The sequence below is a fragment of the Sporosarcina sp. FSL K6-2383 genome, from assembly GCF_038618305.1.
In the GTDB taxonomy this organism is placed as follows: domain Bacteria; phylum Bacillota; class Bacilli; order Bacillales_A; family Planococcaceae; genus Sporosarcina.
This window is the reverse complement of record NZ_CP152017.1, coordinates 2232231-2245995: the sequence shown is the minus strand read 5'-3', so window position 1 is coordinate 2245995 and position 13765 is coordinate 2232231. Positions and strand designations below refer to the sequence as shown.

Sequence of the window (13765 nt, the reverse complement as noted above, 5' to 3'; positions counted from 1 at the left end):
CTTTTTTAACGGGCAACAATAATAATTGTCCCCTCTTCCACTTCATGTGCAGCAGCATCCATAATTTTCTCCAAAGTTAAGCTCACCTTCTGCAAGTGCTTTTGATCCTGTACAATAAAAATAGGTGCGCCACCCCCTTGGAAAAATTCAGGTTTCATCGTAATAATCGCGACAATTTCAGCGTGTTGATTGCCCAATATATAAACTCCCTTTCGTATAACTAGTAGTTTAACCAAAGCAGCAACCGATTATAATAATCACCGCAACTTCTACGGTATATATAGTCCGCTATCCTCTACCATCTTCACGATTCCGAACATAGTTTAGGATACATAAACAAATGGGAGGAGGAACTTGCATGTATTATTTTCACCCACATTGGATAGCATCACAAAACGCCCCAAATCCATTCCCACCAGTCAATACGCAACGACTACATGCATCAGCAGAAAAAATGCTTGAAGTCATTAAACAATCCCAACTGTTAATCAATAGCATTGCGGATTCGCCCGATTTTGCTCATGGCCTCATGGATGCTGCTCAATTATCCGACCAAAAGAAAGTGGACGAATTAATCCAATCAACAGGGATTACGACTAAGGCTACGACTACATTTTCGCCAAGTGGAATTCATATTGAACTTGACAATGCCAAAACACCAGGGGAATGTTGTAAATTACAAATTGCATTGCGTTGGTAGGGTGTTCCAGGCTCAACTCCTTATGACTTCCCTTTATCGGCTTCCTGTGGCATCCGGATCGCGCTATCCAGCACGGGGACCTTTTCTAATACCGTCTTAATTTGAGCGAAATCTTTTTCCCGCGGCAAAAAGAACAGCGCAATTCGCCCATCTGCCATATCTCTTTTCGATAGCGGAATCAACGCTGGTTCACCTGAGTCAAGATAACAGCCCAGGACAGTAGCAACATGGTGTAACATTGCTTGCCGCTGCCCAAGATAAGACAACGTGACAATGCTATTTTCATTTTTCGGAATGATGATTGCACCAACTGCTTTTTCAGTAATAATTTTTCTCGTATCCTCTAACCCAACATTTTTAATAAGAATATCTCCTACAAACAGCGTTGGTCCTTCAAAACGAATATCCGCTTCTGTGACATCTGCGATTGCACTCAATAGTTTGCCCGACATCTTAAACTTCACAATAATAAGCATGACAATTCCGCCTATAACGCCCAACCAAATAGAAAAGACGGAACACAATGTCGTCACCAGTGCTGTGAACATTACTAAATAATTTCGACTTTCGAACGCTTGCGCCATCCCTTCAATAAATGGTGCTCCACGTTTTACAAGCTCATTCGTATCGATTTTTTCAAGGGAATCCCTTTCCATCTTCCTGATTTCACGAAATTGCGTCGCGGCGAGACCAAGAAAAGTCACTGCAGCCCAATCAGATTCTAAAACCGAAGGAATCGCTACCGCGCCAATAAAAGCTGCAATAAAGCCGAGCGAAAGGTGAATAATTCGACCTGTTGGATATGTCGGGTATTGCCGAAAATCGGTGCGCAATAAAACTGTTCGTCCCACAAAGCCAAAAATGATGCCCATTACGACCGGAAGTAAATAACTGTCCATCACAACTACTCCTTGTATATTATCTACTGCATCTTTATCTTTTATAGACTAACCATCACAACAGCTGATTATAACGCCATCCTTAATTTCGTAAAACGACTAAAGTAAGAAGTGAACGGAGATAGTTGGAAGTATGAAATGAGGTGAAAGAGTTGCAAACGATCCAAAAAATGATTGATATTATTTTGAATGCAGACGGGCCTGTTGTCCTTGCGATGATTGTCAATGTGGTAGGTTCAGCCTATCGAAAAGAAGGATCTTGGATGTTATTTCAACGAGATGGAACGCAATTCGGGGTCATTAGTGGAGGGTGCCTTGAAAATGATTTACAAAGCCGCGCAAAAGACCTGTTCGAAACTGAGAAAGTGGAAGTTGTTCAGTATGATTTAAGTGCCGAGGATGATCTTGGGTGGGGGCGTGGTGCGGGTTGTAATGGGGTTGTATCGGTGCTAATACGGGATATCGATCAAGAATTCAGGCGATTTCTCTATGTAACACATCAACAATTACTAGCTAAAGAACCTGTTCTTTTCATTCAATCCATGAATATTTTTAACGACTATGGCGGGATTACACAGAATGGTCATCGGTATGGCAACCGGAAAGATGACTTACCAGTTAAAATAGATACCACAATTCCTTTTCAGCACCAAGCAGGACAAGAAAATATTAGCGATTACCGCTTTTTTTTTCAAATGCTATGGCCTGAACCATCCCTTTATATCATTGGCGCAGGCGCTGACGCCCGACCACTTGCCCGACTTGCCCAAAGTGTCGGCTATACAGTTCACCTACTGGATTGGCGACAATCGCTGTGCAACGAAACCCATTTTCCAACAACATTATCGTTTCGGATTGGGGATGTAGGACAATTGCTTGAAACGATTCAATTCAGTCCGCTCGATTCAATTGTAATAATGACACACGATTTTCAACGCGATATGAAAATCATTCAACAAATTCGTCACATCCCGTTATTGTATCTAGGTATTTTAGGTTCAAAAAAAAGAACACGACGGTTAGTAGGTGAGGAAATTCCCGAATGGATTCATTCCCCAATCGGGCTATCAATCGACGCAGATGGACCGGAGGAAATCGCTGTTAGCATTGTAGCGGAACTTATTGCCGTGAGACGGAGGAAAATGACATGAAAATCGCAGGTATTTATCTTGCCGCTGGAAGTAGTAGCCGGATGAGAAGCAATAAATTAAAACTCAATGTCGGGACAATGACACTCGGGAGCTTAGCGCTTGAAACGGCTTTGAAGTCGTCCCTTGATGAAATTTATATCGTCATAAAAGAGACGGATGATGCAGTGTGGCTTCCTACTGACATGAAGTTGAACACTAAATGCACAATCGTACCATGTCCCAACGCCCATGATGGTCAGTCTGAATCATTAAAATGCGGTATTCGACGGGCACAAGCCAATCATATGGACGCCGTTCTTGTCATGCTGGCGGATCAGCCTTTTATTACTGTTCAAATGCTCGAAGAAATGATTGCCTGTATGAAGACCAATCCGACATGCAGATTCGTCGCGACAACTATTGAACAAAACATTATACCGCCCGTTTTACTGTCTTCTTCTATGTACTCTGAACTCCTTAGCTTACGCGGCGATGTAGGAGCTAAAGCCCTCTTGCAGGGAGAGTTTCTTCAAAAGGGACAAGTACTGACCTGTCTCGATAAAAGGCTCGTCTTCGATGTTGATACGCAAGAAGACTATCAAACACTTCTAACGAATAAAGAAAAAACGAAATGATAGCCCGTTGGCTATCATTTCGTCACAGTAATTCTACCATTATCTGTTCGTAACTTGATCAAATTCTCACCTTTGCCAAACGTTACATGCTTATTTTCCTGTCCAAATAGTTCGACTTGGCCATTGTCCGTTTTTGCGTCGATTATCGCATTTGTAGGCTCTGTTTCCGTTTGAATCTCAATTCGTCCATTATCTGTTTCTAAGTCGATGGATTGATCTAAACTGTTTGTAATAAGGGTAACTTGCCCATTATCTGTCTTCGCCTTAATCTTACCTTCAATATCTTCAAGGAGTATTTTTCCATTATCTGTTTTCACATCGACAGTCTTTGCAGTTACTTGTTTCAATTCAATCCTACCATTGTCTGTATCCAGTTTAATGTCTTGTGCTTGTAGCTGATCTGCAATGATTCGTCCATTATCCGTTTCAACCTGCAGTCGTTCATACTGTTTTTTAGGTAACTGCACTGTTAGCGTTAAGTCTAGTGAGGAGAACCCGAATTGTGTAAAACCCTTGCGTTTCTCCTTAAACTGTATAGAAAGTGTGTCTCCTTTTACATCCGCTTCGAAAATAAATTTCTTATTTTTCTTCGTTTTACCTGTATACTCAACAGTTGCTACCGAATCCGTCGTCGGTACAATTTCCACGGCTGCATTGTCGGTCGAAATCGTAATATTTGAAAACGAAAGATCATCAATCACTTTTTTGCTGTCACTTTTTTCAAAGGCATTCACCTGTTTAAACAGGAATGAAATACCCCCTGCAACTACTAATACAAGTACTAAAGCAATGAATAACTTATTTTTGAAAATCATCAACACTATCCCGCCTTTCATTTAATAGGCGAAGTCGATACGAATTCATCGCTACTTCACCAAGTTGGTCGAGCAAATTATAATTGGCAAACGCACCAACGATTGCCCCGAAGCCAGGTATTAATTGGAACATCTTCACCAAATCAATATGGTCCCGGTATTCCTGCTGAAAGTCCTGCCAATCCATATCAGCAATCAAGTGCTTTTGTTGTTCCCAGTTTTCAATGATTGGCAGTGTTTCTTTTCGTGTTTCCTCACTTGAAAAAGCGAGATGGAAAATATGCAGGATGAAGAGGCGTTCCTCGTATTCATTGGTATCAAAGCCATAAACTGCAGCCGCTTCAAAGAGAAACTTCATTTTAATGGATAATAGCAAGGGAAAATCAGCCAAACCAAGCATAATCCCGCCGGCTCCGGTTCCGGCGCCCTCAATGACAGCTGTTTTACGGAAATTCGTCAATTTTTCTTTAAAAAGCTCATCACGCTCATACAAACTTAAGCTCGTTACTTGCTTCTTCTTAGTTGTCAGATTCGATCCAACCAGCGTTGCTTTCACCATGTTTTTTATGCTCTCCGTTATGACGTTATGAACCTTTTCCGGAATCAAGCCATTTACCTTTCCTTGTGCTTTTTTAGAGGCACGACCTATGGGACCAGATCGTCTGGTCATTTTCTGCTTCCAAAAAACTAACTCATCTTCTACCTTCGCGATATAATCTATCATTTATTTGCACCCTTCCACTGCTTACAATTAGTATAAACTTAGTGAACCTTCAAAAAAATGGACCTGAGAAGTGATTGTATCTCAGCCTTCAGACCTAGTTCTCCATTTCCTGAATCCCAACCATAGGCCAGTAAACATGATAAATGCAACACCTTCAAGTGATAGAATATACCACGGGTAAGGTCCTAAAAAGTCTAGTAAACTTCCATTGTAAGGCTTCTCTCGTAAAAACATATAATTTCCTTGAAACAGGTAATTGACCACAAATAGTAGTGGCAGCAGCAAATTTAAAGCAAGCATCGTCTTCACAACGCCTTTAAAAGTGGGCCTATAGCCTTTCATCCATGTGAAATACAGTGCCGTTAGAATAATGCCGATATGCGTATAAAAGAAGTGAAAATACCTGAAATGAGGAAATCCGAGATCTAATACCGGGGTTAGCATTGCTTGAATAGCACCGCCAATGCCCGCAAAAAAGACAAAATCAATGAGGTGCCTATTCCCCGTCCACAAAAGAACAATGGTGACGAGTAAGCTAATGCTACATAATTCTAGTGGCAACGAGCTGGCGAGCGTCCATCTATCGGTCACCATCATCCAAACATGATACAAAACTTCCATTGCCAATAAAGACAGTGCAAAAAGACGTTCATACTTCCGTGGCACTGTCCCTTTTTTTCTGAAGATAAATACTACTACCATTGCTAGAAGCAGCACAGCGATTACTGCGATATGAGCTACTGAAAACATAACGAAAGAGCTTGTCATCTCATCCCCCATTTCTGTCATTTTGTTGGATACACGATGCTCACCTTACCTCTCTTGTTTTTCATTTTAATCGTTTTTGCCGAAGTTGGATAGACTGTTAACTGTCTATCATCTGTCCACTCCACGTCAAATTCCTTTTCCGAGACAAATGTATTGCCATTTTTATTTTTAAGGATTTGGTCTTTCTTTAATATGGAAAGCTGATAAGAAACAGAAGTCGTCGCACCACAGTCTCTTGTAAACACATATGCTGTATACGTTCCGTTTGGTGAATCGTTTGCAGACAGTACTTCATTGGCGCAAGCACCAGCAAAAAGGGAATGAATAGTTAAAAAGAATAAAACAATTATTCCAATGAGGCAAAGCAGCATAATTCCCAAAATTTTCAAGGTTATTTTTAGTATTTTACGCATAAACACCCTCCTTACCAATAAGACGCAAATTAATACAGAAAGTTCACCGTGACATCCGCCGGAGGCTTTGGGCCAACAAGATGTTGGTCACTCAGACGTTGCCGCAGGATGCGGAGAACTTAGTCTGAGTTCCCCTATTCAGCCGGAGTTAGGACTCTCACTGAATGAAAAGCATTTTACATCCATCCCACCACTTATGCTAATGGAGGTCTTCCGCTGGATTCAGAAAAAACACCATCACACAGTTTGCTCCTTGGACTAACCTAAATTAATGAGACAATATAAAACACCTTCGGAGTGGTACACTTGTAAACAAGTACTTACATCGGAGGTGTTTTTGCGTGGGCAAAAACGTATATTCAAGCGAAGTTAAATGGGCAGTTGTTAAGGATAAATTAAGTGGTGAATTGACGAACAAGCAGATTATGGAGAAGCACGGAATTAAAAATGATTCACAGATTAAGACTTGGATGAAATGGTACCGTTCGAATGAAATCTATCGATTTGATCAGCCGATTGGTAAACAATACACTTTTGGTCACGGTCCTGATTTCTCCAGCGAAGAGGACAAACGAGAACGTCAATTTTCTCATTTAAAGATGGAGAATGAAATTCTAAAAAAGTACATGGAAATCGAAAGGGAGTTAAAAAAGAAATAGTTCTACAGATTGTAGAGAAATCTAAAAAGAAGTATACGATTAAGGCTATCTTGTCCGCGCTAGGAGTACCACGGGCGAACTATTATAGGTGGTGTCTTCAAGGCATCGATAAGTCGCTTTCAGTAGAAGAGGAAGCGATTATGGAACTATGTAAGAGCACTAAATATCGGAATGGACATAGAAAAATAAAGGCAATGTTAAAACAGAAATATCACATTGAATTGCATCGCAACACCGTTCAGACTCTAATGCAAAAGCATAACTTGCAGTGTCGTATTAAGCCAAAACGGAAGTGGAAATCTCAAGGAGAAAGTATCATAATTGCCCCTAATCTTCTTAAGCGTGATTTCACCGCTAGCGAACCCAACAAAAAATGGGTAACAGACATCACATATATCCAATATGGCAGTACAACAAAATATCTTTCGACCATTATGGATTTATTCAATAATGAAATTGTCGCTTACAAATTATACGATCATCAACAGACACCACTCGTAATTGACACGTTAAAGGAGGCACTGGCTATTCGTAATCACCCCGAAGGTGTGATTGTGCATTCAGACCAAGGAAGTCTTTACACGTCTTATGCGTATCAGGCCTGCATTAAGGATAACGACCTTGTCAGCAGCATGTCGCGTAGGGGAAACTGTTGGGATAATGCGGTGATTGAATCTTTTCATTCGAACTTGAAGTCTGAGGAATTTCAATATGTTAAATTTAATTCGTTACGCAACCAAGATGTATTTGAGCGGGTTATTACTTATTTAAATTATTATAATGAAGAACGTATCCAAGAAAAATTAGGCTACCTAACACCCATAAAATATGGTGTCAAAGCAGCCTAATTAAGGTGTTTTATATGTGTCTCATATCGCTATGTCAGTCTACCTGGCGATGGTGTTTCTAATTCCTATGGAATATTCACTTCTACTTTGCTGTCAATAACCAGAATCCTCCGACGTCAGGTTATCCAGCATTGTATAATCATATTTCTGCAACGGTTTTTCCGCCGGCCCTTCCATGACTTCCCCTGTGAATGAAAACCTAGAGCCATGACACGGGCAATCCCAAGTGCGATCCCCACTGTTCCATTCAACCTCGCATCCAATATGTGTGCACGTCGTATCAACGATGTGTAACTCACCGGCATCGTCCTTATAAGCGCCTTTTCGATGTCCATCCAATGTAATAACGGCACCTTCCCCGTTTGCTAAATCTTCAGGAGTAGTTTTAGGCGAATCTAACTTCCCTTTAATTAATTGGCCGACAACATTTGCATTTTCGACTAGGAAGTTTTTCAAACTTGGATTTGCGTAAAATCGGGATGGTGTATACAACTTTTGAAAAGGATTGTCTTTCCCCACAATCATATCCCGAAACAGCAGCGCGGCCGCAGTACCATTGGACATTCCCCATTTTCGAAAACCTGTTGCGATGAGGATATTCGGTTGCCCAGAGGTTAGTTCACCAATGTAAGGCAGTTTATCCAACGTGATAAGGTCTTGAGCTGACCAACGATAGATAATATCATCCAATCCGAAAACTTCTTCACCGAAAGCCTCCAACGCTTTGTAATGCTCCATCGTATCTATACCTTGCCCCGTCTTGTGATTCTCACCTACAATCAGCACGATTTCCTCACCATCTACCATGACAGAACGAAGAGAACGTGTTGGCTCATCCGCACTTATATAGATGCCACCTGGATACTTTTTCTTCGTCTTAACAGCTAATGCATACGAACGATCCGCATGCATTCTTGTCGAATAAAGCCCCAAGCCCTCGTAAAACGGAAAATGGGAGCAAGTAAGGACATGCTTAGCGGTAATTCGGCGTTCCTCACGAGTCAGAACAACCGGCTGTTCCCCAGTCTCAATATTCACGGCCGTAGTGTTCTCAAAAATCAATCCACCCTTTTCGGTGATATGTTTGATTAAATGAACTAAATATTTGGTAGGATGAAATTGCGCTTGGTTTTTCATGACAAGGGCATTTTGTATCGCTATATCAAATGGGATACTGTCAACTTGGCCACCTTCAATCCCGAGTGTCTCGTAGGCTTCCGCCTCTTTTTCAATCTTACGTGCATATTTTTCAGTCGTAGCGTATATATACGCATCTTGTACGCTAAACTCGCAATCAATTTGATGTTGTTCCACCGTATTTTTAATAAATTCCAGCGCTTCACTATTCGCCTCATAATATAAACGTGCATGACTTCTTCCGATATTATGAATGAATTCATCATAGATTAAATCATGTTGTGCAGTAATTTTCGCGGTTGTATGTCCAGTCGTTCCGTTCAACACTTTATCGGCTTCAATAACAGCGACCTTTAATCCTTCATTCACCAACAGATAAGCGGATGTAATTCCCGTAATTCCCGCGCCCACAATAACAACGTCCACCTGTAGATCCTCTTGTAAACTTGGAAACTCTGGAAATTCAACATCCGCTCTCCAAAAAGATGCAGGGTCATGCGGCAACTTTCCCGTTCTATGATTTTGATGGGTCATTCTAATCCTCCAATAGTTACTTTGATACTCAAAGGATTCCCATCCACCATATGGAATATACACGGTTCATTGCTTGAAAAAGGACATCATTCATCCAATGGGATATCAATTTCCATCTTGCCATCCAAATACAGTGGATAGCTATTGATATGCAGACGAATTGGATTCACTGCATTATCAAAATCAAAAGTATAAATTGCTGTTACATTGGATTCTTCTTCACTAAAACGTGTTGAGATTGTATTACTACTAAACTCATTACCCTCTTGGTCCACAATCCCGAAGAATAACTGTCCATTGGACTTTGGATAAGTGACTTCCAATGTATTGCGTGATGGTACTTGAACAGTAACATCCAGTTCACTCGGCATATATATCACTTTCTGTTGTTCAAAATCGACCTCGATATAGTCAGAGCCTTTTGGAAGTGCTTCAATTTTGTCTATTACTAACGTTAGTTTTTTCGGCTGCCTGAAGTAATTACTTTCCATAAATATGGCCACTTCACCATCACGCAAATTACCGAAACCCGCACCACCACCTCTTGGTCGACCCCAATCTTCACCATTCTCATCAATCAAGCGAACCGATGTGAATTGTAGTAATTGCATGGTATTTTGTTCGTCAGCGGCTAGTTTGATTTCTGCACGTAACGGCGAAATTTTAAGCTGTTTAATATCAATTGTTTGACCATCTACAATAACAGATTGGTTCAAGTCATATACTTTTGGCTGTTCAATTGGCCTGGTAAGTGTGAATGGCACGGTGAACTTGGTGTTCGTTCCATCACTTAAGTGCAAATTAAATTCAAATGTTTTATTGTCATACGATAAATCATCAACGGACATAATTTCAACTTTTGCTTCATGTATAGTCGTTTCATCCACTGGATGGCTACCGTAACTCGTTGCAACACTAAGTGGAACACCTTGTTGAGACACTTCTATAGAAACTAAATCCACTTTGGAAAGGTCAAAGAGAGATTCAAGCTTATAGAATATCATCATACCTGAATGATCTGCTATAGCCCCTTGTAAAGTCAGAGTGTAATCCCCCTGCGTTACGCTGATTCCAAGTTCCTCATAGTAATTATTTTCGACAATGTCACTAATTCCTTTGTCATTGGCAATTATGTCTACGATAGAAGCAAACCCTGGAATTTTAGAAACTGCTTGTGCAAATACGGGAGATACACGAATTGACGTCACAAACAGCAACAGTACAAGTGCAGCGACACTAGCGACTGAATACAAGCGTCGCTTTCTCCTCTTGGTCAGCCGATGCTGATACACAGCCTCTACACGAGCTTGATGTAAGGCTTCTCTAGGGATTTCAATCGCTTCTAATTCTTCAGTTAACTTCTGCCAATCCTGCTCGTTCAAGTTAGTCATTTACAGTTCCTCCTTTCCAATGAGTACGCGTAATCTTTTCAATGTCGTGTGTAGCCTTGATTTCACAGTACCTTCGGGAATTTGTTTCAGCTGTGCAATGTCCGCGTTCTTCATATCCTGGAAGTATTTCAAGTAAATCAATTCCTGTTGTTCGATGGGCAAACTGGCGATGATATCTGCCATTTCAAAAGGTTGCTGATCTATCGATGCAATATCTACATCGTGATTATAGACATATTTCGCTTGCTTCTTTTTCATATCCAAACAAATATTGATCATAATTCGGACAAGCCATGTTGCTATGTATGTTGGTTCTTTGACGGTATGAATCTTTTTTAAAGCGCGATACGTTAGCTCTTGTACCGCTTCAACGGCATCATGCTCATTTTTCAAATACGCATAAGCTGTGCGATATAGCGTCTCCTCATGTCGCGCCAATAGCTCCACTAATGCCTGTTCATCCCCCTCAATGGCCCGTTTCGCCAACTCCATTTCCATACCTTCACCCCCTGTTATCTATTAGACAGTTTAACATGCCAAATCGTTCATTTTATTTTCCCAATAGAAAAGAGTTGCACTAAAAATAAGTGCAACTCGCTTTTTATGGAGATAAGATAAATGATAATCGTTAGATACTATAATGAAAATTAGTAGAACTGGTCACGCTTCTTAATTATAACTTGGCAATCTTTTTCTCAAGCTCATCCATAGAATGAATAACTGAATCGGCATATTCATATTCCCCAATACCTTCATCTTCACTCAGATAAATTGTTTTCAGTCCAACTTCTTTTGCGACTACTATATCTTTCACATAATCATTTCCAATCATCACACATTCTCTAGCTGATAAATTTAATTTATGTAGAATAGATTCAAAGAATTCAACTTGGGGTTTATGATAACCGAGCTCTTTGGAAGTGAAGATTTCCGTGAAATAGTGGTTAATATGAGCTCTTGCCAAAGCTTTTCTTACTAATGACGCACCTGATGCCCCCGCATTCGTAGCTAAACAAATGATGTATTCATTATGTAATGTCTGCAATGTTTCCTCTATTCCCGGAACAGTTTCTACATGCGGCCACTCAGCCATAGGCCCCGTGAATTCTTGGAAATCCTTCATCACTGTGTCGCCCCAGTCAAAGATCAAAACTTTTATATCATTTTTCATTTACTAATCCTCCTCCAAATTCTCATGATTATATGGATTGTGGTAAATGATATTTATACATCTCCAATGCATCTGTATGTTCCTCCAAAACAATCATTGTTTTGGAATTTGGCTTTACATAAATAAATGGATAGTCCTTCTCATCAAATTCTTCTTCAATAGCAAAAGCCAATTGTTCTGTATCAATGGAAAATTGAGCGTCGACTCCTGTTTTGTTTCCCCTAGCATCTAATCGAATCCATCTCTGTAACGTTTCAAGATAAACAGCATTTAACGCATGAATTGAATACCCTTTTTCAGGTGTATCAAACAACATTAATCGTTGATAACAAAAACCAGTAGCTATACCTTGTGAACGCAGTAGTGCCGCCAATAAATTTGACTTTGCGTAGCAAATTCCTTCTTTGTAAGTAAGAACATCAGAAGCTGTGCATGTCACTCGCTTGCTTTGGATATCCCAAGAATGCGCAATTTCATCACGAACAAATTCAAATGCAATTTCTACTTTTTCAATTTCTGTTTGAGATGGAGTGAATAAGTTGGTTACTTTTTGTTGAATGATTGGATTGTTGTAATTGACTTCTTTTGATTCAGCTAAATAATCACTAAATCTAGTAGATTCACATATTAATTGCATCGGCTTCCCCCTCTTTTTTAGATTTGGATAAATAATAGTATACACCTAAAGTGAAAATATTCCTCAAATTCACACAAATATCAAGCAAGGCCTACAAATCGAAAACGACACAACCATGAGTATATAATTACTCATAGTCGTGCCGTTTTAAGTTTAGATTAACGCGTAATCTTCGCTGCTCTCTTCGTAAAATCCATCCCTGGATAATATGCCTCTTTCACCAATAAATTTGGTCCTAGGCAGTTCACTGCTGGACAATGACAGCCAAGCGTTTTCGCCAACGGGCGTTCCATCCAGCGATCGAGCATTTGAGGCAATGAATCGGTTTGAATATTACCCATTGGTGGCGTATCGCCAAAGTCCGTAACAATGACATCACCTGTGAAGATATTGACGTTCAAACGTGAGCGGCCATCAGGGTCATTGCGCACCGAAACATTTTTGCTGTTGTAAATCCGTTGCAACAACGCCAAATCCTCTTCATTATCACTGCATGGGTAAAATGGTAGTGTGCCGAATAGCATCCAGACGTCTTCATCACGCGTGTCTAACAGCTGATGGATGGCTTTTCTTGTTTCATCTAATGACAGCACTTCAAGCTGTGAAGCGAAATCGCTTGGGTACATAGGGTGTACTTCGTGTCGTGCACATTTCATTTCCTCGATGATTTGTCGATGAATATGTTCAAGATGCGGCAGTGTTCGTTTATTCAACATCGTTTCTGCCGAAACCATGACGCCTGCCTCAGCCAATGCACGGCTGTTGTCAATCATTCGCTGAAACTGCTCAGCGCGGCGCTCACGCGGCGGTTTGCGTTCCATATTGGCGAAACCACCATCAATGAAGTCATCAACCGTACCCCAGTTATGCGATATATGTAAGACATCCAAATACGGAGCGATGGCCATATAACGATCGAGTGGCATCGTCAAATTCGAGTTCATTTGCGTGCGAATTCCATGTTCATGGGCATATTTTAATAGTGGCAAGACATATTGTTCCACCGATTTTTTGGAGAACATCGGCTCGCCGCCCGTAATACTGATGGTGCGTAAATGAGGGATTTCTTCTAAACGAGAAATTAGCAAGTCCATCGGTAAAGCGTCCGGATCTTTATGCTCCAACATATAGCCAACTGCACAATGCTCGCAGCGCATATTACATAAATAAGTTGTCGTAAACTCAATACTCGACAATGTCAGTTTGCCATACTGTTGTACATCTAAGTATGCTTCCCATGGATCATGCTCAGGTGTCATTTTTGTTAGTGATGGTACAATCTTTTTCATTTTTCAACAAACTCC

16 protein-coding genes are annotated in these 13765 nt (G+C 40.6%); 4 read left to right on the top strand and 12 right to left on the bottom strand.

The window, feature by feature from the left end; translation table 11 throughout:
• Window positions 1-5 precede the first annotated feature (5 nt).
• A complete protein-coding gene (locus MKZ10_RS11025; RefSeq protein ID WP_342505006.1) occupies window positions 6-197 on the bottom strand; it encodes a hypothetical protein in 192 nt (63 codons plus the stop codon).
• Between the two features lie 161 nt (window positions 198-358).
• On the opposite strand from MKZ10_RS11025, the gene MKZ10_RS11020 reads away from it, so the two are divergent.
• Entirely contained in the window at window positions 359-700 is a 342-nt protein-coding gene (locus MKZ10_RS11020; RefSeq protein WP_342505005.1) for a hypothetical protein, read from the top strand.
• Between the two features lie 20 nt (window positions 701-720).
• Here MKZ10_RS11020 and MKZ10_RS11015 read toward each other — a convergent pair whose 3' ends face one another.
• The gene (locus MKZ10_RS11015) at window positions 721-1599 is read right to left on the bottom strand and encodes a YIEGIA family protein (protein WP_342505004.1); all 879 of its coding nucleotides are present in this window, start codon (window positions 1597-1599) and stop codon (window positions 721-723) included.
• A gap of 152 nt (window positions 1600-1751) precedes the next feature.
• Here MKZ10_RS11015 and MKZ10_RS11010 point away from each other — a divergent pair, with 152 nt between their 5' ends.
• Together MKZ10_RS11010 and MKZ10_RS11005 are read left to right on the top strand one after the other, a co-directional pair.
• The gene (locus tag MKZ10_RS11010) at window positions 1752-2750 is read left to right on the top strand and encodes an XdhC family protein (protein WP_342505003.1); all 999 of its coding nucleotides are present in this window, start codon (window positions 1752-1754) and stop codon (window positions 2748-2750) included.
• Complete coding sequence (locus tag MKZ10_RS11005; protein WP_342505002.1) at window positions 2747-3364, top strand: nucleotidyltransferase family protein; 618 nt, start codon at window positions 2747-2749, stop codon at window positions 3362-3364. Before MKZ10_RS11010 ends, MKZ10_RS11005 begins: the two co-directional genes overlap by 4 nt.
• Before the next feature lie 14 nt (window positions 3365-3378).
• Here the strand turns inward: MKZ10_RS11005 and MKZ10_RS11000 are convergent, their stop codons facing one another.
• The 4 genes from MKZ10_RS11000 to MKZ10_RS10985 all read right to left on the bottom strand — a co-directional run bounded on the left by MKZ10_RS11000 (window position 3379) and on the right by MKZ10_RS10985 (window position 6084).
• Window positions 3379-4179, bottom strand: coding sequence for a DUF4097 family beta strand repeat-containing protein (locus MKZ10_RS11000; protein WP_342510156.1), 801 nt, complete (start codon window positions 4177-4179; stop codon window positions 3379-3381).
• Complete coding sequence (locus MKZ10_RS10995) at window positions 4163-4903, bottom strand: EcsC family protein (RefSeq protein WP_342505001.1); 741 nt, start codon at window positions 4901-4903, stop codon at window positions 4163-4165. The genes MKZ10_RS11000 and MKZ10_RS10995 overlap by 17 nt, the downstream gene beginning before the upstream one ends.
• 81 nt (window positions 4904-4984) lie before the next feature.
• Window positions 4985-5671 carry a TIGR02206 family membrane protein gene (locus tag MKZ10_RS10990; protein WP_342505000.1) on the bottom strand — a complete coding sequence of 229 codons (687 nt, stop codon included), beginning with the start codon at window positions 5669-5671 and terminating at the stop codon, window positions 4985-4987.
• 17 nt (window positions 5672-5688) lie between these two features.
• Complete coding sequence (locus tag MKZ10_RS10985; RefSeq protein WP_342504999.1) at window positions 5689-6084, bottom strand: DUF5412 family protein; 396 nt, start codon at window positions 6082-6084, stop codon at window positions 5689-5691.
• A 341-nt stretch (window positions 6085-6425) separates the two neighbouring features.
• Between MKZ10_RS10985 and MKZ10_RS10980 the strand changes: the two genes are divergently transcribed.
• Window positions 6426-7591, top strand: a protein-coding gene (locus MKZ10_RS10980) for an IS3 family transposase (protein WP_342504998.1) whose coding sequence is annotated in 2 segments (ribosomal slippage) — window positions 6426-6702 and window positions 6702-7591 — 1167 coding nt in all. Because the reading frame shifts where the segments join, the coding sequence is not laid out codon by codon here.
• A gap of 93 nt (window positions 7592-7684) precedes the next feature.
• Here the strand turns inward: MKZ10_RS10980 and MKZ10_RS10975 are convergent.
• The 6 genes from MKZ10_RS10975 to yfkAB all read right to left on the bottom strand — a co-directional run bounded on the left by MKZ10_RS10975 (window position 7685) and on the right by yfkAB (window position 13750).
• Window positions 7685-9262 carry an FAD-dependent oxidoreductase gene (locus tag MKZ10_RS10975; RefSeq protein ID WP_342504997.1) on the bottom strand — a complete coding sequence of 526 codons (1578 nt, stop codon included), beginning with the start codon at window positions 9260-9262 and terminating at the stop codon, window positions 7685-7687.
• An 86-nt stretch (window positions 9263-9348) separates the two neighbouring features.
• Window positions 9349-10653 carry a DUF4179 domain-containing protein gene (locus tag MKZ10_RS10970; protein ID WP_342504996.1) on the bottom strand — a complete coding sequence of 435 codons (1305 nt, stop codon included), beginning with the start codon at window positions 10651-10653 and terminating at the stop codon, window positions 9349-9351.
• Window positions 10654-11151 carry a sigma-70 family RNA polymerase sigma factor gene (locus tag MKZ10_RS10965; RefSeq protein ID WP_342504995.1) on the bottom strand — a complete coding sequence of 166 codons (498 nt, stop codon included), beginning with the start codon at window positions 11149-11151 and terminating at the stop codon, window positions 10654-10656. It abuts the gene before it with no gap.
• Between the two features lie 175 nt (window positions 11152-11326).
• Window positions 11327-11824 (bottom strand): HAD-IA family hydrolase, encoded by a 498-nt coding sequence (locus tag MKZ10_RS10960; protein ID WP_342504994.1) that lies wholly within the window; start codon window positions 11822-11824, stop codon window positions 11327-11329.
• A 28-nt stretch (window positions 11825-11852) separates the two neighbouring features.
• Complete coding sequence (locus tag MKZ10_RS10955) at window positions 11853-12461, bottom strand: transglutaminase family protein (protein ID WP_342504993.1); 609 nt, start codon at window positions 12459-12461, stop codon at window positions 11853-11855.
• A gap of 158 nt (window positions 12462-12619) precedes the next feature.
• A complete protein-coding gene (gene yfkAB / locus MKZ10_RS10950; RefSeq protein WP_342504992.1) occupies window positions 12620-13750 on the bottom strand; it encodes a radical SAM/CxCxxxxC motif protein YfkAB in 1131 nt (376 codons plus the stop codon).
• Between the last annotated feature and the right edge of the window lie 15 nt (window positions 13751-13765).